The organism is Aeromonas australiensis (assembly GCF_000819725.1).
Classification (GTDB): Bacteria; Pseudomonadota; Gammaproteobacteria; order Enterobacterales; family Aeromonadaceae; genus Aeromonas; species Aeromonas australiensis.
Map to the genome: position 1 here is coordinate 1 of NZ_CDDH01000079.1, position 24,554 is coordinate 24,554.

A 24,554-nucleotide genomic window follows, 5' to 3' on the forward strand; every position below is an offset into this window, starting at 1 on the left:
GACAAGCGGGGTCATATTCCGGCCCAACTCGACCCCATTCTGGAGCGGTTGGGTCTTGATGGTGTTCGTTGGTTGAAACAGGTGACGCTGTTCAGACGACAAGGGATCAGAGTGGTGGGAGACAGAGATCAATGTCAGCAGTTTGCCCGCCACTGTGGTCAACTGCGATGTCATCAACCACGGCTTTGATTACTTTATATCTACCCTGCCGCTCACTCCGGGTATTGCACACAGTTCAGTGAGGAGCTGTGCAGGCACAGTCACTTTCTAAATCTGAAAATCTCTCTCCAGCCAATTTTTGAAGACATTAGTTCGATGCGCTCCCCCATGTTGTGTATGCAAGCAGCCAGATAGTGGCTTGCTCCCAAAGGTGGGTGTCCCAAAATTATCCAAAATTACCACTCCCAAAGGTGGGTGTCCCAAAATTACCCAAAATTATCAGCATCGCTCCGGCTCGCTGCGATGCAAAAAGGTGGTCAGGGTATCGCGCGGCGGCGTGATGCCACACTGCACCAGAATCCGCCCGATGGCTCCTCTGTGATAGCCACCATGAGTCACCAGATGGAGCAGCATTTCATCGCGGCTCATCTGCCCCTTGTCGCCATCGACAAAGCGAAACGAGAGTGGGGTAGCCCCCTCCTGCGGGCTCAGTGCCGTGACGTAATCCACCAGCCAGTTATCCAGCTCGGTGACTGCGCTGCGTAGGGCGGGGAGGGTAGGCGTCTCCGGGGTATTGGTGGCGGCAAAGCCGTGGCTTTCCCCCAGCAGATTGGCCTTGAAGATGGTATCGACCACGTGGATATGGTTAAAGATCCTGAGGCTGGTATGGTGGGCCTCGCCATATTGCTGCGCATCGAGCGTGGCGATGGCATCCAGCAGTTCGCCATCGGCCCAACGCTTGTAGTGAAAGAGGGATTGCAGTGTCTTGTTGCTCATCGCGTCCTTGCCCTTGTCGCTTCGTGAAGTGCGGCATGTTAGCCAAAAAGGGCTCAATACGAAACCCATTTTGGTGCAACTGTTGCCCCCGCCATGCAAAAGCCCCGAGAGCTGGCGCTTTTGGGGAAACGCCTTGTACGGGAGATCTGCCTGTTTGATTGAAGAGACAGGCACTCACCAGCCAACGCGCTAACGGCAGGCTGGATCTGCGGGAGAAATCCTGCGATGGTGCGGGCAGTTATCCGCTTGTCCCGTTATCGAGTGAAAAGGAGTTGAGATGCGCATTGCCATGATTGGTCTGGGGGATATCGCCCAAAAAGCCTATCTGCCGCAGCTTGCAAGCGACGAGCGGGTCACCCCGCTGCTCTGTACCCGCAATCCGGCGGTGCTGGAAAAGCTGGCCCGCCAGTATCGGGTCGCCGAGTGCTTTACCGATGTGGCTGCCATGCTGGCCAGCCGTCCCGATGCCGTGATGATCCATGCCGCCACCGCCGTTCACCGCGAGCTGGCCGAGCAGTGCCTGCGCGCAGGGGTCCCCACCTTTGTCGACAAGCCCCTGTGCGACAATCTGGCCGAGGCCGAGGGACTGGCCAATCTCGCCATCGCGCAAGATTGCGCCCTCTTTACCGGCTTTAACCGCCGCTATCTGCCCGCCATGGACGCTGCGCGGGCCCAGCCGCTCACCGAGCTTAACTGGCAGAAACATCGCTTTGCTCTGCCCGGCAAGGCGCGGGATTTTATGTTCGACGACTTTATCCATGTGCTCGACAGCCTCTGCTTCTATGGCGGTGTGCCGGACGGCGACTTTCATGCGGTATTGCGCCCCTGTGCGCAGGACCACAGCCTGTTGGCCGGGGTCAGCGTCAGCTGGCAGAGCGGCGATCGCGCCATCAGCGGCAGCATGAACCGCAGCGCCGGGATCACAGAGGAGCGCGTCGATGCCTACGGTGACAACCTCTCCCTGCACCTTGAGAACTGCACCCGCGGCATCATCGCCCGCGACAAACAGGCGCAGATGCTTGGCCCCAGCGACTGGCAGCCGGTGCTGGCCCAGCGCGGCTTTGCCGCCATGCTGGCGCACTGGTATCAGCAGATTGAAATCGGCAAGGCGGATGGCGAGCTGATCGCCTCCTACCTGCACGGTCACCGGCTGGCGGAGCAGCTGGTGGCGCTGGCTGACAAGCGGAGTTAAGGCTGGCTGGTAGTCGGAGGGATATGAATACGAGGTGCGCGAAGGTAGCGCACCAAAAACAACGGGGGCCGCAGTTGCGGCCCCCGTTGTTATGGGATGAGATGCATGGGATCAGATGCACTTCACCGGCTTGGGCAGGCCGCCAATCTTGGTTGCCTGCTTGGCTGGGCCTTCCGGGAACAGCTTGTAGAGGTAGCGGCTGTTGCCCTTCTCGGGGCCGTACTGCTTCTCCATCGCCTTGACCAGCGCGCGGATGGCGGGGGAGGTGTTGAACTCCAGATAGAAGGCGCGCACAAAGCGCACCACTTCCCAGTGCGGTTCCTCAAGCGTGATCCCCTCCTGCGCGGCCAGTACCAACGCCAGCTCCTCGCTCCAGTCGTTGCTGTTGAGCAGGTAGCCCTTGGCATCGGTCTCGATGAGTTGGCCGTTGAATTCCAGCTGATGTTTTTCGGACGCAGACATGGGGGCTCCTCGCTAATGGGGCTATCAGGATTGGGCGGGCATGGTAGCGCCTTGATCCCCGGTGAGCAACCGGCTCTCGTTGGCCAGATGCAGCAGCTGATCCGCCAGCTCGCTGATCAGGTTGAGCTGCTGGGTCAGCATCAGCTGCTCCTCGCTGCTGTCCGTGCAAAGAATGGGGCACTGACCACCGATGGAGCTGGAGGGGTTGCCCGCCAGATGACCGGCGGCCTGCTCCAGGGTGTGGCAGATATGGTGGCGCACCTCATCCAGCCCGCTGATGGCCTCCAGCTTGTCGCGATGGGCCCCCAGCGCCGAGATGTAGGAGAGCAGGGCGTGGTTGCGCCAGGTGAGGGTAAAGCAGAGATCGAGGAAGCGGCGGCGCTTTTGCGGCTCCACCAGCATGCTCTGCCAGGCGGTGGCCAGCTCGCTATCAGCCAGATGAGCGCTCTTGCGTGCCACCCGATAGTCGATGGACTCATCTCGCTGTTGGGTGAGGCTTGCCAGCACTGCCGAGAGGTAGCGGGCGTTGGCCGAGAGCGAGTTGGCGATCAGGGTCGGCAGCCGCTTGTACTGCCAGTCCGGCCAGAGCCAGGCCACCAGCCCGTAGGAGATCAGGCAGCCGAGCAGGGTATCGAGCAGCCGAGGCCCGAGAATGGCAAAGCCGATGCCATCGAGCAGGTTGAACGCCATCAGCACGTAGAGGGTGATAAAGCAGACCGCGGCACTGTAGTTGTTGCGCACCTGGGTAAAGAAGAGGAAGGCGGCCAGCCCCATCACCACCAGCTGAACGTGCAGCTCGGGGAAAAGCCAGAGCACCGGAATACCCACCAGAATACCGACGAAGGTGCCGAGCATCCGCTGCACCAGTCGGCGGCGGGTGGCGCTGTAGCTGGGCTGGCAGACAAACAGCACGGTCAGCAAAATCCAGTAGCCCTTCTCCAGATCAAAGGCTTGCAGTATGCCGTAGCCGATCACCAGCCCCAAGGAGAGGCGCAGCGCATGGCGAAACACCATGGAGTGCAAGGTGAGGTGCTGTTTGAGCTGGGTCAGTAGCGGCAAACGGGGCGGGCGCGCCAACGCGGGCAGCTCCTGCTCCGGCTGCTCGGGGTTTTGCAGCACTTCGGCGCTGCCCAGCAGCTGGTTGATGCTGGCCAGATTGCGGCGCAGGAACTTCATCGGCGTCAGCAGAGTTTTCGGGTAGTGCTGCTTGAGATTGGTGAACTCCAGCTGATCGCCGAGGGCCTCCAGGGTCCAGTGAATGCGCTTGTTATGGGCGTAGGGCTTGTGCACCAGAATGGCGTAACCCAGCCGCTGGCACGCCTCGGAGAGCTGCAGGAACACCTCCTGAAATCCTTCCAGCACTATGCCCTGCTTGAGCTCCGCTTCCAGCCGGCTGTAGGGGTAGTGGCTGGAGGTGGCTCGCTCGTGAATTTCCAGCGCCAGCAGGTAGAGGCGCAGCAAGCTGGCCAGCTCGGGGCTGGCCGGATGGCGGCGGCTCAGGCGGGCGTTGAGGGCCGATTTGGTGAGGGTCAGCGCGCTCACCAGATTGATATTGAGCTGGGCCAGATTGTGGCGAATTGCCTGGGCGCCGTGCTCGTCCGCCGGGAAGAAGCGGGATTTTTCCAGCAGGTAGCGACCAAGGGCGAAGTAGCTCTGGGCCAGCTGCTCGTGCAGGGTTTTGTAGGGCAGCAGCCAGAGCCAGATAAACGAGACCAGCCCGTACCAGAGGGCGCCGGCGCCGAGTGCCAGCGGCTGGTAGAAGAGATCCGGTGCCTTGGCGGCACCCAGCATGGTGTAGATGGCGATCAGCAGCGAGCCGAAGCTGATGGTGGCGTAGCGGGCACCGAGCGCCCCCACCATCACGAAGATAAAGGTGGAGCTGGCCAGCCCGATGGCAAACAGCCAGGGGGTAGGGTAAAGATACTGCACGCAGAGGGACGCAAACATGAAGCAAATCAGCGTCATGGCGAGGTTTTTCAGGCGCCCCCACAGGCTGTCGTCGGTTTCGGCGATGGCGCCCGCCACCACCCCGAGGGAGAGCAGCACGGTGAGCTGGATATTGCCGGTGGCCAGGGTGAAGGCGAGCAGACCGAGAATGGCCAGCAGCACCTTGAGTGCAAAGTAGATCTGACTATCGCTTAGCAATCGGCGTAACAAACCGGAGAAGTCCATGGGCATGCTAGGCACCCCCCTTGAGCGAAGCAAAATCGATGTGGCTATCAGTCAGCAGTCGGTGCAGCAGGTCAGAGAATTCCATCGGCATGAGACAGGGGCAACCATCAGTAAGAAATCGGAACGAAACGAGAGCGAGATGGTAACCCGCCAAGCGGGAAGTGGCCCTGATCCAAATCAGGGCCACTTCGCTTCATATCCTTGATTTACAACTTATCCTGACAGAAAAAGGTGCCAATAAAAACCCCGCCGAAGCGGGGTTTCTGATTAGTTGCGGTTGCCGCCAAGCAGGCTCAGCAGGCTCAGGAAGATGTTGTAGATGGAGACATAGAGGGTAACGGTGGCAGAGATGTAGTTGGTCTCGCCGCCGCGCACGATCTGCTGGGTAGTCAGCAGGATGGCCCCGGAAGAGAACAGCATGAACATGGCAGACAGAGCCAGGCTCAGGGCGCTCATCTGCAGGAAGATGTTGGCGATCATGGCCACCAGCAGTACCCAGAAACCGACGAACAGCATGCCGCCGATGAAAGAGAGGTCACGCTTGGTGGTCAGGGCATAGGCCGACAGACCGAAGAAGGTGAGCGCGGTGCCGCCAAGGGCGGTCATCACGATCTCGCCACCACCATTGTTCATGTACATATTGATGATGGGGCCCAGGCTGTAGCCCATCAGACCGGTCAGGGCGAAAGTGAAAACCAGCCCCATGCCGTTATTCTGGTTTTTCTGGGTCAGGAACATCAGACCGTAGACGCCGATGAGGAACAGGGCCCAGTGCAGCGGCGGCATGTTCATGACGGTTGCAATCCCCGCGACTACCGCAGAGAAGCCCAGAGTCAGGGAGAGCAGCATATAGGCGTTACGCAGCACCTTGTTGGTGTCGCGTACGGCACCCTGGGTGCCAGTGAGGATAGAACGGGTATCCATCTTGGGAGTCCTCTTTATGTCGGGGTGAGGCGGCAAGTCGCCTCGTGATCACTGTTTGTTACTGCATATCATATGCATTGTATGTAGAACAAATAGGGATGACGAGGAACAATTTCAAGCCACCTGCCATTTTGCTCCCGCACACTATCCCACAGGAAATATGTATTGCATATGAACAAGGGCTTAGCGTAGTATGCACGCCGTTCGGAGGGGTGGCAGAGCGGCTGAATGCACCGGTCTTGAAAACCGGCGATGGGCGACCATCCGTGGGTTCAAATCCCACCTCCTCCGCCATATTTAAAGAGAAAGCCCAAGCGATTCAATCTCTTGGGCTTTTTCGTATCCCTTATTTTGCGTGACGGATTCAAGATAAAGGCGGCGAACTGTCCTGATGTTTGCCAGCCTATAAGCCATAGGCTGAGCCTCTTGAGGTGTTAAAATTCGAAACCTGTTGATTTTGAATCGGATTTTTATGCGTATCGACCAGGTTCTCGATCTTCTTCACACCACTCACACCGTCCAGTTTGAGTCACTACCCGACCTTATTTCCCGAGCTTATCATGACGCTGCCGGCGTATGAGGTGAGAGTATCACCTCTAATCAGGTGGCCAAATTCACTATGCCACTACAACCCCAGAGGTTGAGTGTGATGAGTGTGAAAAAGCGCAATAAAAAAATGCCAGTCAGGTTTTACTGACTGGCATTAGCCGATTCATCGTTGTGGTGCTGATACTGCGCGTATCAGTTGCTCACTACAGGGCGCTGCTTACAGGCTCTGGGTGAAAGTACGGGTCACCACGTCACGCTGCTGTTCCGGGGTCAGGGCGTTGAAACGCACTGCATAGCCGGATACACGGATGGTCAGCTGTGGGTATTTTTCCGGGTTCGCGATAGCATCTTCCAGCGTTTCGCGACGCAGTACGTTGACGTTCAGGTGCTGGCCACCTTCTACAGCAGGCTCAGCCTGAACCGGCAGTTCGCGGTATTCGAACTGACCCAGCTCAGCCAGTTGCACTTCCTGATCGGCAGCGAAAGCATCGCCTTTGACGCAGATGCAGCGAGCTTGTTGCTTCTCTTCGTCCAGCAGCCAGAAAGAGTTCAGCAGAGCGGTGTTGGCGGCTTGGGTGATTTGAATGCCTTTGATCATGGTATGACTCCTCAATGGGAACGCGAATCCAACTGTAAGGAAATTACCCTGATGTATTTAAGCTACCGTCGATGGCGATGACTTAAAGGGCCCTTGCCTTACACCTTTTCTTTGATGGGGTCATATATACCACGGTGGTAATATTACCAAAATTGATCTAGATCAAGAAAATTCGACAAAGCACCATTTAAATGGGATTAAATTCTTGAGTTGAATCAAAAATAGGTCATTTTTCTGATTTTGTAAGATATCCAAATTATGCATCTTTTATCTCGTTAATCTAGTAATTTAACTACACCTTTTCGGCTTTTTTCTGAGGTTAATTGAGGGGTTGGCTACACTCAGCAAAAAAAGCGAGGAGAGTGCCGGGTGAATAATGGGTGGCGAAAGTGGGCATGGCTCGCCCTGTTCTGTTGCTGGGCAAGCAGTGTTGCGGTACGGGCCGAGACGGTGCGTATTGCCGTGGGCGAGTGGCCACCCTATATCAGTGAGTCGCTACCCCATCAGGGCTTTCTCTGTGAGGTGGTGCGGCAAGCCTTTGCTGAGTCCGGTCTTGATATCAGTTTTCACTTCTATCCGTGGAGCAAGGCTTATCAGCTGACCTGGGATGGCAAGTATTTGATCACCATGCCATGGTTTCGTTCTGCTGAGCGTGAACGAGACTTCTATCTTTCGGCAGCGCTTGGTCACTTTACAACCCGCCTTTTTACCTTGGGTGGTACCCCGCTTAAAAATCTTGCGGAGCTGAAGGGTGAGCCGGTAGGTGTAACCCGTGGCTACTTTTACGGTGATGGTTTTACTGCCCGCCAGGCAGCGTTGGCTCTCGAGTGGTCTGATTCTGATGAAGAGAGTATGGAAAAACTGATGACCGGTCGCATCCATTATCTGGTGATGGATGAACAGGTCGCCAGAGCGCTGTTCCGCCAATATAAGGAACTACATCAGATCACGGCCATCCCTGATTTGGTGGGATATCCCGAGCCGGTCTGGTCAAAACCGGCCTATCTGCTGGTACGCAAGTCCGAACCCGATGCTCGCCATTTAATCACGCTGTTCAATGGCGGGCTGCTCAAATTACGACGATCCGGTCGCCTGGATGAGCTCTGGGGGCCATGAGTCACGGTTGCGTCTTGCGGGCATGCCCCCTATCCTGAGCCCTTTGCCGTATCAAGTGAGGAGATCGGGGTGCTGACCTGGAGTGATGTGATTGGCTCTGAGAAAGAGCAGGACTATTTCAAGAGTACGCTGGCAACTGTCAGAGCCGAGCGGGATGCAGGCAAGGTTATCTATCCGCCAGCCACCGATGTGTTCAATGCCTTCAAGTTGACCGAGCTGGATCAGGTCAAGGTGGTGATCCTGGGGCAAGACCCCTATCACGGCCCCAATCAGGCGCATGGTCTCTGTTTCTCTGTTCTGCCTGGTGTGCGCACCCCCCCATCGCTGGTCAACATCTATAAAGAGATGCAGCGTGACCTGCCTGGTTTCGTTACACCCAATCACGGCTTTCTTGAATCCTGGGCCAAACAGGGTGTCTTGCTGCTCAACACTGTGCTGACGGTGCAGGCCGGTCAGGCCCATTCCCACGCCCATCTGGGATGGGAGACCTTTACTGACCGGGTCATCGAGCAGATCAATGCCAGCTGTCAGGGGGTGGTCTTCCTGCTGTGGGGCGCCCACGCCCAGAAGAAGGGACGTTTCATCGACCGCCAGCGTCACTATGTACTGACTGCACCACATCCGAGCCCCCTCTCTGCCCACCGCGGTTTCATCGGTTGCGGCCACTTTAGCGAGACCAATCGCTTGCTGGAACAACAGGGCAAGAGTCCGATAGAGTGGCAATCTGTCTGTCGCCCGCTTGATTGAGTGCAAAGTTCGGGCGGCAAATGGCCGTATACTCAGGGATAGTGTGTTAATTCAGAGCCAAGGAGTGCCCATGTTAGCCAGTCTGCACAAGGATCACCTCAACATCGCCCGATTATTGGAGCTGCTCAAACACAAGCTGGCAGCCATCCGTGCCGAGCAGCCAATCAGTTATTTTCTGGTGCGTGATGTCATCGACTACCTGCGGGAGGTTTCAGACAAGTACCACCATCCTAAGGAAGACCTCATCTATGACTACTACCTGAAATATCGGGTAGTGGACGGTGAGGTCGCCAACCGCCTGCATGAAGAGCACGTCAAGCTGCTGGAGGCCGGGGCCGATCTCAAGGAGATGGTGGAGATGATCCTGATGGATGCGGTGATCCCCCTCGATCAGTTCACCGCCAAGCTGGAGCGCTTCGTGGAACTGCAAGAGGCGCATATGAACTACGAAGAGGGGGTGATTTTCCCCCATCTGCGTGACTCCCTGACCGAGGATGACTGGCGTCATCTGGAGCAAAGCTGGCAAAACCGCGCCATTGGCGACCCCCTGTTCGGGGCTGAGGTGAGCCAGCACTTCCAGGCACTGGCCAAACGCCTCTCTTTGCCGCTCACGACCGGCTAAGACGAGCCCGTACCCGCAGCGTGGCAGGTATTGTGTGAGTTCAACGTGAGTAAAAACAGAAAGGCCTCCATCCGGAGGCCTTTTGCATAATGGAGCAAGCTTACGCCTGTGGTTTCAGGAAGTTGCGATAGAGCATATAGAGGTGGGCCGAGCTCCAGCTGAAGTTGCTGGCCCCCTGCATGGCACCGGTCTCCGGATTGTAGTTTTCGCGGATGGGGCCGCTGCCCGCCAGTCCTTCGGCATTGTTGAACAGCTTGTTGACCAGTGCCTCGGCATCGCTGCGATAGCCGTAGTTTTCGAGCCCCTTCACCCCGAAGTAGAACTGATCGAGCCAGACCCGGCCGCGCCAGTAGATATCGGGGTCGTAAGCCGGGTTGGTCAGCGCCGCCGTGCCCAGCGGAATTGTGGTATTGAACTCCTGGGTGTTGAGCATCACTTCTCGCACCTTTTCTGCTTTCTCCTTATCGGCGACCTCTGCCCAGAGCGGGCTCCACCCTTCCGGGCCACGGCCGCGGGCGGTCAGCAATTTGCCGACGCAGCCGTTGCCGTCAGCAACATCCCCCTGAGCAATCTGACGATCGTAATAGAAGCCTGACGCCTCATCGAACATGCAACGGTTGATGTAGCCAGCCAGCTGGGTCGCGCCATCGCGGTAGCGGCTCGCGTCGTCCGGTTTGCCAAGCAGGTCGGCCATATCTGCCAAAATGCGCTTCTCCTTGGCGAGGAAGGCGTTCAGCTCCACCGACTCCTGATCGATGGAGAAACCGATCAAATCGCCATTGTCCTGATGGTTTTCAAAGAAGAAGACGTTCCAGTCCTGACGCGCCTTGGCCAGATCGCCGCCATAGGTCTTATCGGCATAACGTTTGAGTTGATCTTGATTGATAAAGCCGAAGCGGGCGGCATTGTCCATGCCGGACTCCCAACCGGCGCCATGCTGGGCACCGATATCCATCTCGCTGTAACCGCCCACATTCAACACCTGTTGATAGAGCGGCATACCGGCGCAGCCATACCAGCCATCCCCCTCACTGGTACAGCTGGAGAGATCCAGCCCGGCGGGAATACCGTTGGGGTACTGCACCTTGAAGGTGATATTGCCATGCTCGTCGTTGTGCTCCACATGCTTGGTGGCACCATATTCGATGATGCCGTTGCGGTTGTTGTCCCGCGCGCGGTACCACCAGTCGTGATAGGCCTGCAACTTGGGATACATCTCGGCGATAAAGGCTTTGTCATTGGTGGCGCTGTAGATTTCCCAGATGGCCCAGGCGGAGAGGGGTGGCTTGGTATCGCGCTCGTTCCAGTTGCCGCCATCGCCGCCGCGATCCGCCAGCTTGTTGTAGAAGACGGCATCGATCACCATGCCCGCATCCTGCGGCCGCACCGGATCATCCGGCTGCACCTGATAGTCATACATGGCGCGTACGTTGTTCTTGGCTACCTCCGGGTTGAAGTGTGCCATGGCATAGGCGTGCTTCCAGCTGTCCCAGGCCCAGACCCCGTCGAACCAGCGGGCGGTATTGGAAGGGGTCACCCCGTCGTGGAGGATAGCGCCAGCGGGGGAGCGCCAGTTGCCGTTGAGGGTCTCCATCGCCTTGACGGCGATGCGACGCTCCGACTCGGGGATCCCCTGATTGGAGAGACCGTTGGCAAGGTAGCCCTCCCAGCGGCGGATGGAGTCGGCAAAATAGCTGGCCGGGTTGGCCAGCAGGGCCTGACGGCTCTGCTGATGGCGGCTGGCGTCATCTGCGGAGTGGAGATAGCTCTGCAGGGTATAGATATCCTCACGCCCATTGGCGGCCAGGGTCAGAGTGGCGTCACTCTGGTAACCCAACGCCTTGTCATCGAGGGTGGTGCGACTTGGCAGGGTGCGGTCGATGCGATAGCGGGCGCTGCCGCTCTGCATGATGTTCCAGGTGCTGCGCAGTTTGCCGAACTGGAATTCGATTCCTTTGTCGCTCTCGCTGATGGTGCGAGTCCAGCCTGGATATTTGCTGGCAATCGTATCCTTGGCATCCCATTGGTTGAGCAACTCGCCCTGCCAGTTGAGGTTGAGGGTGAGCGGTGTATCGGTCTGGTTGATGAGTCGGGTACGGATAAGGGCGGTGCGGGCATCGCCATAACGCAGCTCCAGCTCCAGCGTAAAGGGCTCGAACTCGAAGCGTTGCACCAGTGCACCGGGAATGGCGTACACCTCCTGCTTGCGGGCGCTGGTGAGCGGGAACGGGCGGCCGCTCCCATCGCTCAGGGTGAGCTTGTCCAGCTCGCTGGCAAAGAAGAGGCTGTACTCCTCTGAGATGACCATGGGGCCGGTAAAGCCCCCCCACTCCTTGTCGCTGGCAGGCAGCAGGAAACCGTGCCATGCCCCCAGATCGAGCAGCGGGTTGTATTTGAGGTTGGAGTAGCTGTCAAAGTCGCGGAATTGGGTCGGTGTTCCCCGACGGTCGATCACGTCCTTGTACTGGATGGCTTGTTCCGGCTTGGCGATGGTGCTGCTTTCCGACTGATGGTCGTTACAGGCGGTCAGCCCGAACAGTGCGGTACCCAGGGCTATTGAAAGTAAAGTTTTACGAAACATGGTTCTCTCTCATTCCTTTTTTGTAGTTTTGACAGAGTGCTTTTTTATTTTTTAGTGAAAGCGTTTGCGGGGGAGATTGTACGTCATTGATTAATATAGGCAGTGGTGTGGGATCACACTATTGAAAGGAGAGAATGTGAGCTAAATCACCTGGTTACATCAAGTTACAGAGTTTATTTGTTTAGTAATATTTTACTTGTTTTTGCTTGTGATGGTAGTCGGGCAGGTTTGCAGATATTGATAGGGGGTCAAACCGAACTGCTCTTTGAAGCGGGCGGCAAAACGGCTGGGGGAGTCATAACCGCAGGCGAGGGCGACCTCCAGCGGGGTCAGGCCCTGTTGCAACAGGTTGAGGGCGTGGCCCATGCGTACCTGAGCCAGCAACTGGCGAAAGCTGCGACCTTCGGCGGCCAGCTTGCGCACCATGGAGGCGCGACTCATGGAGAAGTGGGGGGCCACAGCCTCCAGGGTGTGGTCGATGCCGGGTTCCACCGCCAGGTAGCGGGCCAGCCGCTCTGGGAGGGTCATGGTGCTGGCGGGAAAGAGCAACCCGAGGGCGTTGGCGGCCCGCAGCTCGGCATAGAAGCCGCGCAGCAGTTCGGCCTGGGTTGCTTCGCTCAGTCCCCGTTCGGCCATGGTGCTGATGAGCTCAAAGCAGAAGGCGAGCCCGGGGGTGACCTTGACGGCGGGTTCCTCCAGATCGGCGTGGGAAGGGGCTGACTCGGCCAGCCATTCTGGCGGCGGCGGGGTGAGCAGCGTGATGGCGTGGGAGCAAAACTTGCCCTGCTCCGGCTGATTGACGAAGGTGAGCTGGTGGCCTGCCGGGATCAGCAGCCACCGTCCCCTGTCAAACGACAGACGCCGCTCTCGCCACCATAGCTGTTTGCTCCCCTGGGTGACCCAGATAAGGGTCGGGGCATAGATGAGCACCCGATGCAGGGGCTGCTGGCGGATCCCGAGATAGTGGCTCTGTTGCAGCAGGGGAGTGCTCATCCGGTTGGCTCCTAGGGGGTGACGAAGGTGGCGGTCAGGGTGGCTTTGCCGAGCGCCATGCTGTTGAGCATGTAGCCTACCATAGCCGGCGGGGTATCAGCCTTTACCTCGAGATCATGGGGCAGGGCCCAGGCGGTGAACTGATAGCGGTGCATGCCGTGACCTGCGGGCGGGCAGGGGCCGCCGTAACCCTGGTTGCCAAAGTCGGTGCGGATCTCCAATCCCTGCTTGAGCTTGCCGGAGGCATTGCTGGCCAGTTCGCTCTGGGTGGCAGGCAGGTTCACCACCAGCCAGTGCCACCAACCGCTGCCGGTGGGGGCATCGGGGTCATAGGCGGTGATGGCAACGCTTTTGGTGCCTGCCGGCAGATCCTGCCAGCTCAGTTGGGGCGAGTGGTTGTCGCCGCTGCAGCCAAAGCCGTTGAAGCTGAACTGTTTGTCCATCAGCTGGCCTTCGTGAATATCTGTGCTCTTCAGGGTCATGGCAAAGGCAGGCATGGCCGTCAGGCAGAGCAGTGGCAACAGGGCACTGGGTTTGAGCAATTTCATCGGGTGACTCCTCGTGTGGTAACGGGTTCACTTTAGCGAGGGCAGGGCGGAATAATTTTGCAGAACAGCTCAATGTGAGGTCGATTGGTGAGTTAATTGAGCCTTTGGGTGATTTTATGGCGATAAAGTAAATAGCAGCCATAAAAAAAACCGGCATCATGGATGCCGGTTTTTTTGTTTGACGATAAGAGATGCGGCTTAGCGCAGGATCATCTCGTCACGGCCCGGGCCGACGGAAACCATCGGAACCGGTACGCCGAGCAGCGCTTCGATACGCAGCACGTAGTTCTGGGCCGCCTTGGGCAGCTCTTCGAAGGTGCGGCAACCGCTGATGTCTTCGCTCCAGCTTTCCATCTGCTCGTAAACCGGCTTCAGGGCTGCGGTTTGCGGCCAAATCGGGTTCTCGGTGTGGGCACCTTCGTAAGCCACGCAGATCTTCAGATCCGGCAGGCCGGTCAGGCAGTCCAGCTTGGTCAGGGCCACTTCGGTGGCGGCTTGCAGCTCGACACCGTTCTTGGTGGCGACAGCGTCGAAGTAACCGACATCACGGGGACGGCCGGTGGTAGCGCCGAACTCGTTGGTGATCTTGCGGAACTCGTCCTGGTTCTCCATGGCGGTCAGCAGGGTGCCGGTACCGACAGAGGAGCTGAATGCTTTGGCCACAGCGATGACGCGCTCCGGGCGCAGACCCGGCAGACCGCCACCGATACCGGCGTAGGCGCCGGATACGTGGGAGGAGGTGACCCAGGGGTATTCGCCATAGATCAGGTCACGGCCAGCGCCCAGCTGGGCTTCGAACAGCAGGGTCTTGCCTTCGGCCTGCAGCGCTTTGAGCGGCATGCTGACGTTGCAGACGGCGTCGATCCAGGGTGCAGAGACTTCCAGCAGCCAGTCGGCCATCTCCTGGGCAGTCTGGGTGAATTCGAAGGAGGGGTAGATAGCCTTCATCTGCGGCAGTTTCCAGTCCAGCATGAACTGGATGCGCTCGACCAGTACGTCCGGCTGTTTCAGCCAGCCAACCAGGATCGCTTTCTTCATCACGCGATCGCCGTAGGCAGGGGCGATGCCCTGACGGGTGGAGCCATAGGCGCCGTCACCCAGACGCTGCTCTTCCAGGGTATCTTCCAGTGCGTGCAGCGGCAGGCAGAGGGTTGCGCGGTCAGAGATGGCCAGCTTCGGAGTCACGCCGGAGGCTTTGACTTCCTCGAGCTCGACGGTCAGTTTCTCGGGGCTGATCACCATGCCCGGGCCGAGGACAACCAGGCAATCCGGGTTGAATACGCCACTCGGAACCTGGTGCAGCTTGAAGGTGCCAAGGTCGTTGACCACGGTGTGGCCAGCGTTGTTGCCGCCCTGGAAACGAATGCTGGCGCCAGCTTGACCTGCCAGATAATCAACGATGCGGCCTTTGCCTTCATCACCCCAGTTAGCACCTACGACTACGATAGACGACATGACTCTTTCTCCTAAGACGTTAGGCGTTTATCCTAGGAGCCTGATGCGGATTAGAAAAATTAATTATCTTTATAATTCCGATAAGAGAACCATATAATTATGGCCAATTAAGCGGCAAACCGTCCGATTTTGCCTGGCTGGCCCCGCATATCGCGGGTTGAGAGACTCTTATGCTGGATATTCACTGGCTGCAAACCTTTGTCACCCTGGCCCGATTGCAACATTTTGGCCAGACCGCCAACGAGCTGCACATGACTCAGCCCAATGTCAGCCTGCATATCAAGCGGCTGGAGCAGGCGACCCGGGTGCGGCTGATCGAGCGCAGTCCGTTTCGCCTGACGCAGGCGGGGGAGCGGCTGCTGCAAAGCGCCGAGCGCACCATCGCCGAGTTGCAGCTCTGCCAGTCCGATCTCAATGCCCTCAACCAGTTGAGTCAGGGGACGCTGGCCATCGCCGCCAGCGACATTATCTCCCGCCTGCTGCTGATCCAGCCGTTCCAGCGCTTCAAGCGGGAGTTCCCCGGCATCGACCTCACTCTGTTCAACACCACTTCGGATCAGGCTGCCGAGCTGGTCAAGGCGGGCAAGGCGGATCTGGGTTTCGTGATGGCGCAAAAGCGCAGCGAGCCGCTCTTCTATACCGAGCTGCAACAGGTGACCTGGTGCGCGCTGGGCCACGGCCTTGCCCGCTGGCAGGCGCGAGCGGTGGCGGGGCTTGTGGATGAAGAGAGAACGCGCGACCCCCTCGATGAACCGACCCTGATCCTGCTCGGTCACGACACCCGCACCCGGGCACTGATCGACCCGTCCCTGCCGCTGCTGGCCTTGCCCCCTTGCCGCATCATGGAGGTGGGCAGCGTCGATGCCCAGCTCGATTGGGCCGAGGCGGGCTTTGGTGTCGCCATCGTGCCGGACTTCTCCCTGCATCCGCGCCTCAACCTCACCGCACCGGTCACCAGCCTCGGCGACTTTCCCGGGACCAGTCTGGGTTATGTGGTGCGCCAGAATCAGGTGTTGTCACGGGCCATCAAGCAGTTGCTGCACTGGGTGGAGGAGGAGATCCAGAAGCCCAATCCCTATCTGACCAAGGGGATGGAGCCGTAGCGGTGCGGCAAGGTGAGCAGGCCTATCGGGGTGACTAAGCCGCCATCAATTGTCACTATCGAACGCGCGTAAACAATCAGGGCAGCCGAGGCTGCCCTGATGCATTTGTGTGAGCTGACCACTCAGGGTTGCGGCGGGGTGGCTGCGCTGGTGGCAGGGGAGGGAAGTGTAGTGGTTTTATCCTGCTGCGGGGTTTCGCCACTCACCGCGCTGTTGGCCGGCTGGGCTGCCTGCTCTTGCGGCGCAGTGGCCGCAGAGGCGTTTTGTGGCAACAGAGTCGACACGGCAGCCGATGGTGATGGAATCGTTGACACTGCAGAAGAGGCCGAGGGGGCCATGCTCTCACCCTCGCTGGCTGGCTCAGTCAGCTCGAAGGTGACCTCGAGCGCCTCTTCGGGCAAGGGATTAACCTCTGTGGCTTCTGTCGCCTCTGTCGCAACAGCGGCACTGCTGGTGGCGGTTGCGTCAGAGGGCGCGTCAAGGGGGGCTGTCGTCCCGTCGGCGGCACTCACCGGCTCTGTCGTGGGCACCGCCTCCGAGGCCGATGGCGCTGGTGTTAACGGCTCCGGCGTCAGTTGTTCCGCGGTTAACTGCTCGGGGGTCAGTGGCAAGGGGGCTGGCGTTTGATCCGACATCCCCGCATGGAGGGGCAGCTCGGTGTGGGCCTGCAACTGCTCGGGGGTCACCTTGCTCAGGGCGGGATGCAGCCGACTGAACTGTTTGACCCGGGCCAGCAGGGTATCGCGCACGGTACGGACGATGGGGTCCGGCAGGCTGGCCAGCGCCACCAGTTCGGCACTCATCCCGATGTTGTTGATGGCTGTGGTCTGCCCCGGATAGAGGTTGGCGGCGATGCGGCTGCGCTGGTAATAGGGGTGTTGCTTGAGCAGCCTGTCGATCTGCTCCCCTTCGATGGGGATGAGGCGCACCTTGCAGCGGCTGATCAGATCGCCGACCGCCAGACTGGGGTGACCGGCTACCACAAAAGCGGCATCCAGCGATCCATCGCACAGCCCTTCCAGCGGTTCGCTGTCCGATTTGAGCTGATAGGCAGCAAACTGCCCGGGTTGCCATCCCATGGCTGCCATCAGGGCCTGGCTGGTGATCTGCTCACCGGCGCCCTTGTTGCCCGGATAGACTCGTTTCCCTTCGATATCTGCCAGGGTGGTGATGCCGCTATTGGGGGCGGCCAGCAGGGTCAACGACTCCTGATAGAGGCGAAACAGGCTGCGTAGCTCATTGTTGGCCCCCTGCCCGCTGAAGGGGCCGGTGCCGTTCAAGGCGTGGTGCAACACATCAGACTGCACCAGTGCCAGCTGTACGTCCCCCTTACCGAGTGCCTTGAGGTTGGCCATCGAGCCACGGGTACTCTGCACGGTACAGCTGTCCCCATGCAGGGCATGGCCGGCATTGAGCACCCGGCAGATAGCGCCACCGGTCGGGTAGTAGACCCCGTTGAGCGGGCCCGTTCCGATCGTCAGCGCCAGGCTGCCAAAGGGGAGCAGCGCAGCGAGTGCACAGAGGGGGAACAGAAGGTGATGCAAGATCCGTAGAGACATAATTGACCGTTGACTGAGTTGACCGCTGGCTGATGACACAGGGAAAAGGGATGGGGCTTGCCCATCCCGTTGCTGGCTGATCAGGGCTTGCTGTGGTTGAGGATTGCCCGCTCCATCCGCGCCAGCGCATCGGTCAGCCGTGCTTTGGTGCAGCCGAAGTTGAGTCGCACGAACTGGCTGTTGCCAAACTGGGCGCCGGGGGAGAGGCCGACACCGGCCTGCTCGAAGAAGGCGATGGGATCGGCAAGGCCAAGGGCGCTCACATCGATCCAGGCCAGATACGTCGCCTGATGACTGGCCAGCTTGACGCCGGGCCAGCGGGCTACCGCCTGCTGGATCAGGGCCAGATTGGCCGCCAGATAGTCGAGTTGCTCGGTCAGCCACTGTTCGCCACCCTCATAGGCCGCTTCGGCGGCGACAAAGCCCAGCAGGTTGACATCGGCGCTGATGCCGCGCATCGCCTGTTGCAGCCTGAAGCGCAGACGGGGGTTGGGGATAATGGCGAAGGAGCAGCAGAGACCAGCGATATTGAAGGTCTTGCTCGGGGCCATCATCACTGCGCAGCGCTCGGCCGCTTGTGCACTGATGGCGCCGTAGGGAATGTGGCGAGCATTCTTATCCAGCAGCAGATCGCAGTGGATTTCATCGGAGCAGATCACCAGATTGTGGCGCGCGGCGATGGCATCGATGGCCAGCAGCTCGTCACGGGTGAAGATGGTGCCGCCCGGGTTGTGGGGGTTGCAGAGCAGCAGCAGATCTGCGGCGGGAGCCTGACGCTCCAGCTCTGCCAGATCCAGCACCCAGCGACCCGCTTCTTCAACCATCGGCACGGTGAGCAGGGGACGATCATTGAAGCCCGGCGCCTGCAGGAAGGGGTAATAGACCGGCTTGGGGGTGATGATACCGCGGCCATGCTGGCTCCACGCCTTGCAGGCGAGGTTGAGCCCCGGCACCACGCCCGGCAGGAATACCAGCCATTCGGGCTCGATGGCCCAGCCATAGCGGGTCGCCATCCGTTCGATAATGAGTTCGATCAGGCGCGGCGAGGGGCGTGAATAGCCGAAAATGCCGTGGGCGACCCGTTTGCTCAACGCCTCGATCACGGACGGGGGGGAGACAAAGTCGGTATCGGCAACCCACATGGGCAGCACATCCTGACCCTTGTACTTGTCCCATTTCAGGCTCATGGTGCCACTGCGGTCTACTTCCTGATCAAAATCAAACATGCGAACTCCTTGTGCTGGCAGGATGGGCTTTCACTCTACGGGGTCGCGGCCTCCCCCGCAAGGCGCACACCCGCTTATGCCATCCTTGAGCCCGCTCTTGATAGTGACATAAGATAGGCGCCGAATTTTCATACGGCTGCCGCCCGTTAGCCCGTATCCTCCTTCCAATCAGTGGTAACCATATGAGTTTGTCGATAGCGGCGGTCAAACGCCCGGACCCCGTCTCTCTTTCATTTCTTGCCGTGACCTTTATGACTGGCGTCGCGGTGGCACTGCAGGTGCCTACCTTAAGTCTGTTTCTGGCCGAAGAGGTGCAAGTGCGCCCCTTTCTGGTCGGGCTCTTCTATACCATCAATGCGGTGGTGGGCATTCTGGTCAGCCAGTGGCTGGGTCACCGCTCCGATAACAAGGGGGATCGCAAGCGACTGATCCTGCGCTGCTGCTTTGCCGGGGTGGCGCTCTCCTTGCTGTTTGCCTGGAACCGCAACTACTGGCTGCTGGCAAGCCTTGGGGTCATGCTGGCGGCGTTGGCGGCCACTGCCAGTCCCCAGTTGTTTGCGTTGGCGCGGGAGTACTCCGACAGCCGTAACCGGCGGGCGGACATGTTCAGCTCGGTGATGCGGGCCCAGTTTTCGCTGGCCTGGGTCATTGGCCCCCCCATCGCTTTCGCACTGGCCATCGGCTACGGCTTCGAGCTGATGTATCTGGCCTCGGCACTGGCCTACCTGCTCTGTGCCCTGGTGGTGTGGCGCTGGCTGCCCTCGCTGCCATTGCCCCAGATGGCCGAAGAGAGCGAGCGGGTCAGCAGCTGGCGGGATCCGGCGGTGCGGGCGCTCTTTATCGCCTCCACCCTGATGTGGACCTGCAACAGCATGTACCTCATCAATATGCCGCTCTATATCACCCGGGAGCTCGGGATGGATGAGAAGCTTGCCGGTATCCTGATGGGCACGGCGGCGGCGCTGGAGATCCCCTTCATGCTGCTGGCGGGTTATTACACGGCGCGTTTTGGCAAGCGCCCCATGATGTTGCTGGCGGTGCTGGCCGGCGCGGCCTTTTACACCGGTCTGGTCACCCTCACCGACGCATATTCCCTGATCGCCTTGCAGCTGTTCAACGCCATCTTCATCGGTATCGTGGCGGGGATCGGCATGTCTTACTTTCAGGATCTGATGCCGGGGCGGGCCGGGGTGGCGACCACCCTGTTTGCCAACAGTATCCGCACCGGATCCATCATGGCGGGGGCCATCGCCGGTGTGGTGGCGGAGGTGTGGAGTTTCCACGGGGTCTTTATGGTGGCGCTGGGATTGGCACTGATGGCACTGGCCGCCAGCTGGCGGGTGCCCAACGTCTGATGGGCTGATGTGGCGGTTATGTGTCGTGCGGGGGTGCTGACGATTCGCCCTGATACTCGTTACGCAGGCAGCGCAGCAGCAGCTCGGTCGCTGGGCCGAGGGATTCGGGGGAGAGGGTCAGCAGATAGGTGTAGAGGTGGCGCTCGTTGCCGCTCTCCAGATCCAGCTGTATGAGTGAACCTTCCGCCAACTCTTGCTCAACCAGATGGCGCGGCAGCCAGCCATAGCCGAGGCCAAGGCGCAGCATGGCGAGCACTTCGTGGTAGTGGGTCGCCTTCCAGCCGGTGTCATCCGCATCGTTCCAGTCCACCGAGCGGTGAATGGGGGGATGCAGGCTGATCTGGTTGTGGCCGTTTAGCACATCGCTGCGGATGGGCCCCTCCTCTTGCGCCAGCGGATGGCTGGCGGCGCAGAGAGGCAGCAGGCACACCTCGTCCAGCAACAGGCCGGTGCGATCGCCGGGCAGGTGCTCGGAGAGCATCAGATCCCCCGGCTGCAGGGCGTTGAAGTGGCAGTGAATGCGTTCGTGCAGGTTGACCCGGCAACCCCGGCTGCGGGGATAGAAGCTGGCCAGCGCCCGATAGAGGCGATCCCTTGGCTGCAGCGCCGAGACATAGAGGTTGATCTGTGGCTCCCACTGACGTTCCAGGTTGTTGGCCAGATTCTCCAGCTCCTCCACCTGCTGGCTCAACTGACGAGCCCGCTTGAGGAAGATCTCGCCCGCCGGGGTCAGCACCGCCTTGCGGCCGCGCACCTCCAGCAAGGGCACCCCCAGACTCTGCTGCAACTTCGCAACCGCATGATTGAGGGAGGACTGGCTCTTGTTCAGCGCCTCGGCCGCCTGGGCGTAACCGCCGCAGTCGACCACCGCCTGAAAGATCCGCCATTGCTCAAACGTGCTCTTGGGACGAAACATAGTTCAACCTGATTGGAGATAAGATGGTCAGTGGTTCGAACAGGGAGCCTCTGCTCCCTATTCAATTTAACCCCTGTCGCACAACACTCTGGCTATTTTATTGATTTATTTGGGCTGGGCCGCCTGTTTATTTTGGCTGAGCCACAAAGGTCTGGCCGGTTTTGCCGCGGCTGTCAGGCCCCATCAGATAGAGGTAGAGCGGCATCAGATCGGCCGGGGTCTTGAGGTTCATGGGATCTTCCGCCGGGAAGGCGCTGGCGCGCATCTTGGTGCGGGTACCGCCCGGGTTGAGGCTATTGACCCGCACGCCGGTGTTCTCCAGCTCGTCGGCCAGCACCTCCATCATCCCCTCGATGGCAAATTTGGAGATGGCATAGGTGCCCCAGTAGGCACGCCCCTTGCGTCCCACGCTGGAGGAGGTGTAGACGATGGAGGCATCGCCCTGCGCCTTGGCGGTCTGGCGCAGCAGCGGCAGCAGCGCCTGGGTCAGCAGAAATTCCGATTTGACGTTGACCTGCATCACCTCGTCCCACTCCTTCTCCTGAATATGTTCAAACGGAGAGAGGGTGCCGAGCAGACCGGCATTGAACAGCACGCCATCGAGGCGGCCAAACTGCTGGGCGAAGGTTTCGGCCATGCCGCGGTAGTGGGCGGCGGTGGCCCCTTTCAGATCCACCGGCACGATGGCGGGCAGCGGATAACCGGCCGCTTCAATCTGGTCATACACGGCTTCGAGTTTGGCGCTGGTGCGGCCGAGCAGGATCACGGTGGCACCATGAGCGGCGTAGGTGAGGGCGGCTTCGCGGCCGATCCCGTCGCCGGCACCTGTGACCAGAATGACTTTATCCTTGAGCAGATCGCGGGGTGCCTGATAATCGAGCATGACAACTCCTGTTAACAAATTCCGGCCATAAGTGCATGGCAATCGGCGCCAAGTGTACTGATCCGCGCGCCCGTTTGACCAGCCAGCGGCAAGAAAAATGTGAAGAAAATAGAGAGGTTGTGATGCTCGGGTTGGTTTTTCCGGGCTCTGGCTGCGATTTTTTGCGCGCATCCGCCAAACTCCCTAGAATGTGACGAAAACCGATCCATTGTGGAGTCCATCGTGACATTTCTGACCGAATATGGCCTGTTTCTGGCCAAGACAGTGACCTTCCTGCTGGCCATCGGCGCCATCATCCTGATGATCGTCAGCACTCGCCAGCCGAAAGCGCGCAAGGGTGAGCTGGTGGTGACCGATCTCTCGAGCGAGCTGGAGCAGGGGCAGTTTGCGCTCAAGAGCGCGCTCGCCAGCAAGGCCGAGCGCAAGGTGATGGAAAAGCAGCAGAAAGAGGAGCAGAAAAAGCGCGCCAAGGCGGGGGATGAACGCAGCCGCCTGTTCGTGCTCGATTTCAACGGCAGCATGGATGCCAAAGAGGTTGCCTCCCTGCGTGAGGAGGTGAGCGCGGTGATTGGCGTGGCCCAGCCCGGCGACGAGGTGCTGCTGCGGCTCGAATCCGGTGGTGGCGTAGTGCATGGCTATGGCTTGGCCGCTTCCCAGCTGCAGCGGCTGCGCGATCGTGACATCAAGCTCACCGTGGCGATTGACAAGGTGGCGGCGAGCGGCGGCTACATGATGGCCTGCGTGGCGGACAAGATCCTGGCTGCCCCCTTTGCCATCGTCGGCTCCATCGGGGTGATCGCCCAGATGCCGAACTTCAACAAGTTGCTGAAAAAGCACGATATCGAATTCGAGATGCACACCGCCGGTCAATACAAGCGCACCATCACCATGTTCGGCGAGAACGACGATCTGGGGCGCGAGAAGTTTCGCGAGGAGCTGGCGGCGATCCATGAGCGCTTCAAGCAGTTTGTTGCCGAACACCGGCCGCAACTCGATATCGATCAGGTCACCACCGGCGAGCATTGGCTGGCAAGTCAGGCCAAGGGGCTGGGGCTGGTGGATACCCTCTGCACCAGTGATGACTATCTGTTGGCGCAGGCGAGCCACCACAAGGTGATCGGCATCAGCTATCGCAAGCCAAAAAGCCTGACCCAGAAGCTGGGGCAGCAGGGCGCGCAGGCGCTGGAAGCCGGACTGGGGCGGCTGTGGCAGCAGAGCCCCTGGCGTTAGCCAGAGGGAAATCTCGCGATAAAAAGGCCAGCCGATGCCTATCGGCTGGCCTTTTTGCATCCGGTTGTACCTTGCTGGTGCACGAGGGTTGTTTCTATTGAGGCCCTCTGTTACAACTGAATGCTTTCCCCGTTTATGACAGGATCTTGTGGTAAGAGCTGCGGGGCATGGAGCATCGCGATGTCATGGAGCACCCTCAGACACTTTACCCCGCTGGTCTGGATCGTCATTCTGGGCACCTTTATGGTGCGCACCAGTTTTTTCATGGTCTGGCCTTTCCTCTCCATCCTGCTCTATCGGGAGTATGACCTCTCCGCCTCCGGGATCGGGATGTTGCTCGGAGGAGCCGCTGTGCTCTCCTGCCTGATCGGCTTCTACGTGGGATGGCTCTCCGACAAGATTGGCCGCCGCGCCATCTTGCTGCTGGGCTGCGCCGTGTCGTGCGGGGCCTACCTGCTGCTTGGCTTTGGTCACTCGCTTTGGCTGATCGCCCTGGGGGTGTTTGGCTCCGGCCTCTCCTATGCCTTTATCGATACCCCGGGCAAGGCGTTGATGGGGGACCTGCTGCCCGAGAGGACGCAGCGAGAGCTGGCGCTGCACCTGCGCTACTTCCTGCTCAATGTGGGGGCAGGGGTGGGCCCCTTGATTGGGGTGATGGTGGGGCTGGGGGCGCGGCAGGAGACCTTCGTGGTAACTGCGGTGAGCTACGGCCTGCTGGGGCTCGCCTTCTTGTTCGGGTTTCGTCGTGATTGTGCCAGTCAGCCTGCTGCGGGACTCACGCTGGGGGCCATGCTCAGGGTGGTGGCGCGGGATCGGGCCTTCATGCTGTTTATCCTCGCCAACTTGCTGATGATGCTGGTCTATGCCCAGGTGGAGTCGCCGCTTATCCAATATTTGACCCGGGCAGGGGCGCCGGAGGTGGAGACCCTGGTGGCGCTGCTGGTTGCGACCAATGCGGTCACCATCATCACGCTGCAATTTCCGCTGCTGCATCTGACCCGACGCTGGCGGGTGAGCCTGCGGTTGCAGTTCTCCATTCTGTTGATGGCGGCGGCCCAGGTGCTGTTCGCCCTGTCGAACCCGGCATTGCATTGGCCCTGGTTGCTGGCGGTGTTTTTGCTCAGTGTCGGGGAAGCGGTGCTTTTTCCGCTCTTTAACGTGCTGATCGACGAAATGGCGCCCCCTCACCTCAAGGGGAGTTACTTCGGAGCCAGTGCCCTTGCCGGACTTGGCTGGGCGCTGGCCCCCTTGGTGGGGGGATGGTTGTTGCAAGTATGGGGAGGGCCTGCCCTGTTTGCCGTAATGGCGGGGATCTGTGTGCTGGTGTTCGCCCTGTACGGAGCGGGCAACCGGGAGGCCAGGGGCCTGACCTGCCCGGTGAAGTAAC

General features: G+C 59.7%; 21 protein-coding genes, 1 tRNA gene and 1 pseudogene. 10 read left to right on the top strand and 13 right to left on the bottom strand.

The window, feature by feature from the left end; all coding sequences use genetic code 11:
* Positions 1-189, top strand: a pseudogene (locus tag BN1117_RS19730) (alpha-amylase family glycosyl hydrolase); the annotation flags it as partial.
* A 249-nt stretch (positions 190-438) separates the two neighbouring features.
* Here the strand turns inward: BN1117_RS19730 and BN1117_RS14535 are convergent.
* Positions 439-936: a DinB family protein gene (locus BN1117_RS14535; protein ID WP_040098499.1), complete on the bottom strand. Its 498-nt coding sequence runs from the start codon at positions 934-936 to the stop codon at positions 439-441.
* A 277-nt stretch (positions 937-1,213) separates the two neighbouring features.
* On the opposite strand from BN1117_RS14535, the gene BN1117_RS14540 reads away from it, so the two are divergent.
* Complete coding sequence (locus BN1117_RS14540; protein ID WP_040098502.1) at positions 1,214-2,128, top strand: Gfo/Idh/MocA family protein; 915 nt, start codon at positions 1,214-1,216, stop codon at positions 2,126-2,128.
* Between the two features lie 111 nt (positions 2,129-2,239).
* Here the strand turns inward: BN1117_RS14540 and BN1117_RS14545 are convergent, their stop codons facing one another.
* The 3 genes from BN1117_RS14545 to BN1117_RS14560 all read right to left on the bottom strand — a co-directional run bounded on the left by BN1117_RS14545 (position 2,240) and on the right by BN1117_RS14560 (position 5,686).
* The gene (locus BN1117_RS14545; RefSeq protein ID WP_019446869.1) at positions 2,240-2,590 is read right to left on the bottom strand and encodes a TusE/DsrC/DsvC family sulfur relay protein; all 351 of its coding nucleotides are present in this window, start codon (positions 2,588-2,590) and stop codon (positions 2,240-2,242) included.
* A gap of 24 nt (positions 2,591-2,614) precedes the next feature.
* Positions 2,615-4,768 carry a YccS family putative transporter gene (gene yccS, locus BN1117_RS14550; protein ID WP_040098504.1) on the bottom strand — a complete coding sequence of 718 codons (2,154 nt, stop codon included), beginning with the start codon at positions 4,766-4,768 and terminating at the stop codon, positions 2,615-2,617.
* A gap of 261 nt (positions 4,769-5,029) precedes the next feature.
* Positions 5,030-5,686 carry a Bax inhibitor-1/YccA family protein gene (locus tag BN1117_RS14560; RefSeq protein ID WP_040098508.1) on the bottom strand — a complete coding sequence of 219 codons (657 nt, stop codon included), beginning with the start codon at positions 5,684-5,686 and terminating at the stop codon, positions 5,030-5,032.
* A 206-nt stretch (positions 5,687-5,892) separates the two neighbouring features.
* Here BN1117_RS14560 and BN1117_RS14565 point away from each other — a divergent pair.
* Positions 5,893-5,980 (top strand) — tRNA-Ser (locus tag BN1117_RS14565).
* 472 nt (positions 5,981-6,452) lie between these two features.
* Here BN1117_RS14565 and grcA read toward each other — a convergent pair.
* Positions 6,453-6,833, bottom strand: coding sequence for an autonomous glycyl radical cofactor GrcA (gene grcA, locus BN1117_RS14570; protein ID WP_040098509.1), 381 nt, complete (start codon positions 6,831-6,833; stop codon positions 6,453-6,455).
* A gap of 369 nt (positions 6,834-7,202) precedes the next feature.
* On the opposite strand from grcA, the gene BN1117_RS14575 reads away from it, so the two are divergent.
* From BN1117_RS14575 to BN1117_RS14585, 3 genes are all read left to right on the top strand, one after another.
* The gene (locus tag BN1117_RS14575) at positions 7,203-7,949 is read left to right on the top strand and encodes a substrate-binding periplasmic protein (RefSeq protein ID WP_040098511.1); all 747 of its coding nucleotides are present in this window, start codon (positions 7,203-7,205) and stop codon (positions 7,947-7,949) included.
* 69 nt (positions 7,950-8,018) lie between these two features.
* On the top strand, positions 8,019-8,696 hold the full coding sequence (gene ung, locus BN1117_RS14580; RefSeq protein WP_040098513.1) for a uracil-DNA glycosylase: 678 nt from the start codon (positions 8,019-8,021) through the stop codon (positions 8,694-8,696).
* 70 nt (positions 8,697-8,766) lie between these two features.
* A complete protein-coding gene (locus BN1117_RS14585) occupies positions 8,767-9,318 on the top strand; it encodes a hemerythrin domain-containing protein (RefSeq protein WP_040098515.1) in 552 nt (183 codons plus the stop codon).
* Positions 9,319-9,418: 100 nt separating this feature from the next.
* Here BN1117_RS14585 and ygjK read toward each other — a convergent pair whose 3' ends face one another.
* The 4 genes from ygjK to BN1117_RS14605 all read right to left on the bottom strand — a co-directional run bounded on the left by ygjK (position 9,419) and on the right by BN1117_RS14605 (position 14,895).
* Positions 9,419-11,899, bottom strand: coding sequence for an alpha-glucosidase (ygjK, locus tag BN1117_RS14590; protein ID WP_040098517.1), 2,481 nt, complete (start codon positions 11,897-11,899; stop codon positions 9,419-9,421).
* Positions 11,900-12,091: 192 nt separating this feature from the next.
* Entirely contained in the window at positions 12,092-12,892 is an 801-nt protein-coding gene (locus BN1117_RS14595) for a helix-turn-helix transcriptional regulator (RefSeq protein ID WP_040098519.1), read from the bottom strand.
* Positions 12,893-12,903: 11 nt separating this feature from the next.
* Entirely contained in the window at positions 12,904-13,440 is a 537-nt protein-coding gene (locus tag BN1117_RS14600) for a YbhB/YbcL family Raf kinase inhibitor-like protein (protein ID WP_040098521.1), read from the bottom strand.
* Between the two features lie 198 nt (positions 13,441-13,638).
* On the bottom strand, positions 13,639-14,895 hold the full coding sequence (locus tag BN1117_RS14605; RefSeq protein WP_040098523.1) for an adenylosuccinate synthetase: 1,257 nt from the start codon (positions 14,893-14,895) through the stop codon (positions 13,639-13,641).
* 170 nt (positions 14,896-15,065) lie between these two features.
* On the opposite strand from BN1117_RS14605, the gene BN1117_RS14610 reads away from it, so the two are divergent.
* Complete coding sequence (locus tag BN1117_RS14610; protein WP_040098524.1) at positions 15,066-15,998, top strand: LysR family transcriptional regulator; 933 nt, start codon at positions 15,066-15,068, stop codon at positions 15,996-15,998.
* Positions 15,999-16,120: 122 nt separating this feature from the next.
* Here BN1117_RS14610 and BN1117_RS14615 read toward each other — a convergent pair whose 3' ends face one another.
* Together BN1117_RS14615 and BN1117_RS14620 are read right to left on the bottom strand one after the other, a co-directional pair.
* The gene (locus BN1117_RS14615; protein ID WP_040098526.1) at positions 16,121-17,557 is read right to left on the bottom strand and encodes a TAXI family TRAP transporter solute-binding subunit; all 1,437 of its coding nucleotides are present in this window, start codon (positions 17,555-17,557) and stop codon (positions 16,121-16,123) included.
* Positions 17,558-17,637: 80 nt separating this feature from the next.
* On the bottom strand, positions 17,638-18,783 hold the full coding sequence (locus tag BN1117_RS14620) for a MalY/PatB family protein (protein WP_040098528.1): 1,146 nt from the start codon (positions 18,781-18,783) through the stop codon (positions 17,638-17,640).
* A gap of 182 nt (positions 18,784-18,965) precedes the next feature.
* Between BN1117_RS14620 and BN1117_RS14625 the strand changes: the two genes are divergently transcribed.
* Entirely contained in the window at positions 18,966-20,138 is a 1,173-nt protein-coding gene (locus tag BN1117_RS14625) for an MFS transporter (protein ID WP_040098530.1), read from the top strand.
* A gap of 16 nt (positions 20,139-20,154) precedes the next feature.
* Here BN1117_RS14625 and BN1117_RS14630 read toward each other — a convergent pair whose 3' ends face one another.
* On the bottom strand, positions 20,155-21,054 hold the full coding sequence (locus BN1117_RS14630) for a LysR family transcriptional regulator (protein WP_040098531.1): 900 nt from the start codon (positions 21,052-21,054) through the stop codon (positions 20,155-20,157).
* A 127-nt stretch (positions 21,055-21,181) separates the two neighbouring features.
* Positions 21,182-21,937 (bottom strand): YciK family oxidoreductase, encoded by a 756-nt coding sequence (locus tag BN1117_RS14635; RefSeq protein ID WP_040098533.1) that lies wholly within the window; start codon positions 21,935-21,937, stop codon positions 21,182-21,184.
* 222 nt (positions 21,938-22,159) lie between these two features.
* Between BN1117_RS14635 and sohB the strand changes: the two genes are divergently transcribed.
* Together sohB and BN1117_RS14645 are read left to right on the top strand one after the other, a co-directional pair.
* Positions 22,160-23,167 (top strand): protease SohB, encoded by a 1,008-nt coding sequence (gene sohB / locus BN1117_RS14640; RefSeq protein WP_040098535.1) that lies wholly within the window; start codon positions 22,160-22,162, stop codon positions 23,165-23,167.
* Between the two features lie 180 nt (positions 23,168-23,347).
* The gene (locus tag BN1117_RS14645) at positions 23,348-24,553 is read left to right on the top strand and encodes an MDR family MFS transporter (protein WP_040098537.1); all 1,206 of its coding nucleotides are present in this window, start codon (positions 23,348-23,350) and stop codon (positions 24,551-24,553) included.
* Position 24,554: the final 1 nt, after the last annotated feature.